A 3776-nucleotide genomic window follows, 5' to 3' on the forward strand; every position below is an offset into this window, starting at 1 on the left:
GAGTTGGTCGCGCCATGTCCGCCAGCACCGTCGGCCATGGCGGGGCTCCAGGCCAGGGGGGCCAGGAGGCAGGTCGCGAGAGCGGTCGAGCGCAGCAGGCTTCGCTTCGAGACGATGGCAATTCCTGTCAAGGCCAAGCTCCCCAGATCAGCACCGACGCAGTCGTGCATGTCCCCGGGCATAGCACCCGAGACCAAGGCCGGATATCGTTGAAACTAGCTATGCCCGCCGCGCCGGGATCGGCCGGTCAGGCCGCGGGCACATGCAAGGCCAGCACGGTTTCGCCGCGCCGCGACCGCGTGTCGAGCGTACCGCCCAGCCGTCCGGCCCGTGCCCGCATCGAGCGCAGGCCGGTGCCCGGGACGGGCGCTTGCGAGGCGGCATCGAAGCCGACGCCATTGTCGTTTATGGCCAGGCTCAGCGTCTCGCCGCGCCGGTGCAGGTCGATGACGACGCGGCTTGCCTGGCTGTGCTTGAGCACGTTGGTCAGGCCTTCCTGCAGGATGCGGACGAGATCGAGGCTTCGCGCGAGCGACAGGTGGCAGTCCTCCAGCCCGGTCAGGTTCCACACGCAATCGATGTCGCGGCTTTCGCATGCCAGCGTGTGGCGGCGGCGCAGCGGCGCGATCCACTCGGCCAGCGACTGGCCGCCCGTCTGGTCGTCGGCGGCGGTGTCGATGATGACCCGCAACTCGTCGCGCAGTTCCTTGAGGACGGACAGGAAGCGATCGGCCGGCAGGTTCTGCGGCGCATGCTCCAGCATGGCGATCGAATTGACCAGGGTGCCGCCCATGCCATCGTGCAGATTGTGGGAAAGGGAGACGCGCTCGGCCAGCCTGGTGTTGGCCAGGGTGACCTCATGCTGCTGATGCAGCGTGAGGGCGAGTTCTTCCCTGGCGGTTTCGATCTTGGCCGTGAGCTCATCGTTGAACCCCTCGATGCGGCGCATGTTGGCGACGAAGTTCCAGGCCAGCACCAGCGCCATGCCGACCATCTGAAAGTGGGATGTCAGCGTGACGTAGTAGACATTGCCAAGAAGGATGCCGAGATAGGTCATCAGGTCATGCAGGATGGCCACGATGGTGAGCGCGTTGACGATGTGAAGGACGATGTGGTCCAGCCGATTGCTGCGCCAGGTCAGGCCGATCGACAGGAAACAGGCGCCGATGTAAAGCAGCGACCAGAACAAGGCCAGCAGGTTGAGCATCGGGCCGAGTTGGGAATGCGGTGTGGCAAACAGGGCCGCGGCGCCGATCGCCAGCGCGGCCCACAGCACGGCTTCCCCCCTGGGAAAGCGGCGCTCGGCAAAGCGGATGACAAACAGCACGAAGGCGGCGGCCATGACCATGAAGGAGAGCATGATAAAACGCTGCCAGGTGTCGGTCGCCGCGAACGGCCAGGGGCTCGTCACCACGAAATTGAGCGAATAGCAAAACCACGCAATCGTCATCAGGGCGAACCAGCCATAGGCCTTCAAGCTTCGGCGCAGCAGCCAGACGACGAAGAAGAAGGTGCCAAGCGCCGCGGTGACGCCGAGATAGAAGACCGGCAGTTCGCGGCGAATCCAGAATTGCTGGACAAAATGGGCACGCGTCGCCGAAGGCGGGCCGATCAGGACCGGACCAAGGCCTGGCTGGTACGGCGCTAGGCCCGAGACCCTGATCAGCAGCGTGTTGGTGCCGGCATGCAGGACCGGGGAAGCGAGCTGCCAGTAGCGGGGCACGTTCCATGAGCGCGTCAACGGCTCGACGAGGAATTCGTCGCGGCCGAGTTCCGCGGCGTTGACAGAGATCGATCCGGCCAGTGTCCAGTAGTTCAGCGCGAGGCCTAGCGGCTCGGCCGCGTCGGGCCTGTCGAAGGTGAGGCGATACCAGACCACGCCGTCGAAACCGGGCCAGCGCGTCGCCCAGTCATCGGGCAAGGTCACGCTGGTCCAGCCGGCGGCCGGCGGCGCGGCGGCGTCCCAGCCGGATCGAACGGCCTCGATCGTCTTGAACGGCACGGCCCCGTCGGCGCCGAGGGCGATGCCGCCCGGCGCGAGGAGCAGGAATATCAGGGCAAGAAGCCTTGCGACCGCGCCTCGAAAATCGCTTCCGTCCGGGATTTGACCGACAGCTTCTTGTAGATGTTGCGAATGTGGCATTCGACCGTGAACCTGGAAAGGGAAAGGACCCCCGAAATCTCTCGATTGGTAAGCCCCTTGGCAACGAGGTTGAGGATCTCGACCTCGCGCGGCGTCAAGGGAGGCGGCGGCGCAAGCGCGGGCTTGCCGCGCCCCGGCCTGTCGGTGGAGGAACGGGCGCGCCCGGATGACGCCGGCGCCGACACCAGTTCCAGGATGCGCCGGGCGATGAAGGGATCGATCGGCGCGCCGCCGCGAATGGTGCTGCGGATCGAAAGTGACAGCTCGACGTCGTCGCGCTCCTTCAAGAGATAGCCGGTCGCTCCGGCACGCAGGGCTTCGAGGATGGTGTTTTCGTTGCTCCAGGCCGAGATGACGAGAATCGGCAGCGCCGCGTCGTGCTCGTGCAGGGAGCGGATGAGGTCGATGCCGTTGCCATCGGGCAGGCCGACATCGACCAGCGTCATGGCGAAGGGTTGGTCGACGAGCAGGGCCTTGGCCTGCGCGATCGACCCGGCGAAAAACAGCTCCTCCTGAGCGTAGCCAAGGCCCCTCAGGATCGAGCGCAACCGCACCTGCATCATCGGCTCGTCCTCGACGACAAGCAGCGGGCTCGGCAGCAGTGCTTCCGATGGCAGGTCGATGGCGGGATGTTCCTTGGACGACATGAACCTCGACGCGAATGGCGGCTTTCACCTGTAGCAGCCGGGCGGAAAATACCCAACCGATCGTACCCAGTCTGCCATGGATCGGTTGCCGCCGACATAGCTGGGATCAGGTAGAGCGAGCCGGGTATGGCCGTTTGTAACAGCGCCCGTGCGGGAGGCGCTTTTCGTGACATCCAACGGTTGCCTCCAAGCCCGATCCTGCTGCAATCGGAGGAGAGACAATGCGTCAACATCTGCTGAACGGTTGGCTCGTGGCAGCCCTGGTCGCGACGACCTGCCTGCTCGGCGTGACCGCTTACGCGGAGGTGAAGGAAGACATCTCGCGCGTCGCCTGCACGCATGGAGGACAGGCTCCCGGCGAGCGGGGCGCACGGTGTGATACCTGTGCCGCCGCGCGATGCGATGTGCGCGCATCAGGAGCCTGAGCGGCAGCCGTCAGGGGACCGCATGAGCGGCAATCCGCCAGCCAAAACGGCGCTTGCATCCGGGCACGATCCGCGCAGCCGAGATAGAATTTCCGATCAGACAAGCCGGATGTTGCGTGCGGGGCTGAATCCCTTGCCGCGCAAGGGTTTCAGACGCGGGCGCCGTCGAATTTTTCGCGCGCCGCCTTGACGCGCATGGTGTTGGCGCGCGCCCATTCGCTCAGTGCGCTGACGGGGATCAGCAGCTCGTGGCCGAGCTCGGTCAGCTCATAATCGACGCGCGGCGGAATGGTTGGAAACACGGTGCGGGTGACGAAGCCGTCACGCTCCAGCCCGCGCAAGGTGGTGGTCAGCATCTTCTGCGAGATGCCGCCGACGGCTGCGCGCAATTCGTTGAAACGCAGCGGTCCGTCGCCCAGCTTGCCGACGACCAGAACGGTCCATTTGTCGCCGACGCGCTGCAGGATTTCCGAGATGGCGCGGCAGTCTTCGGAGCGGTGTGGGTGCCTCGGTAACAAAAAAGTGCCTTCTTGTGCATCGCGTTTGCAGTATCTCATATAG

4 protein-coding genes are annotated in these 3776 nt (G+C 65.2%); 1 reads left to right on the plus strand and 3 read right to left on the minus strand.

Annotated elements, in window-relative coordinates:
• Window positions 1–247: 247 nt before the first annotated feature.
• Together ENZ75_RS24680 and ENZ75_RS24685 are read right to left on the minus strand one after the other, a co-directional pair.
• Window positions 248–2002 (minus strand): 7TM diverse intracellular signaling domain-containing protein, encoded by a 1755-nt coding sequence (locus ENZ75_RS24680; RefSeq protein WP_158515801.1) that lies wholly within the window; start codon window positions 2000–2002, stop codon window positions 248–250.
• Between the two features lie 50 nt (window positions 2003–2052).
• Complete coding sequence (locus ENZ75_RS24685) at window positions 2053–2790, minus strand: response regulator transcription factor (protein WP_063168819.1); 738 nt, start codon at window positions 2788–2790, stop codon at window positions 2053–2055.
• 221 nt (window positions 2791–3011) lie between these two features.
• Here ENZ75_RS24685 and ENZ75_RS24690 point away from each other — a divergent pair, with 221 nt between their 5' ends.
• The gene (locus ENZ75_RS24690) at window positions 3012–3215 is read left to right on the plus strand and encodes a hypothetical protein (protein ID WP_013530050.1); all 204 of its coding nucleotides are present in this window, start codon (window positions 3012–3014) and stop codon (window positions 3213–3215) included.
• A 149-nt stretch (window positions 3216–3364) separates the two neighbouring features.
• On the opposite strand, the gene ENZ75_RS24695 is transcribed toward ENZ75_RS24690, so the two are convergent.
• Window positions 3365–3733, minus strand: coding sequence for a helix-turn-helix domain-containing protein (locus ENZ75_RS24695; RefSeq protein ID WP_024504168.1), 369 nt, complete (start codon window positions 3731–3733; stop codon window positions 3365–3367).
• Between the last annotated feature and the right edge of the window lie 43 nt (window positions 3734–3776).

This window comes from Mesorhizobium sp. M7A.F.Ca.CA.002.04.1.1, from assembly GCF_004022805.1.
Taxonomy (GTDB): Bacteria; Pseudomonadota; Alphaproteobacteria; order Rhizobiales; family Rhizobiaceae; genus Mesorhizobium; species Mesorhizobium ciceri.

Excerpts from the sequence above, each read along its gene's own strand:
- ENZ75_RS24685 (WP_063168819.1), bottom strand. The coding sequence starts at position 2,790 with ATGTCGTCCAAGGAACATCCCGCCATCGACCTGCCATCGGAAGCACTG.
- ENZ75_RS24690 (WP_013530050.1), top strand. The coding sequence starts at position 3,012 with ATGCGTCAACATCTGCTGAACGGTTGGCTCGTGGCAGCCCTGGTCGCG.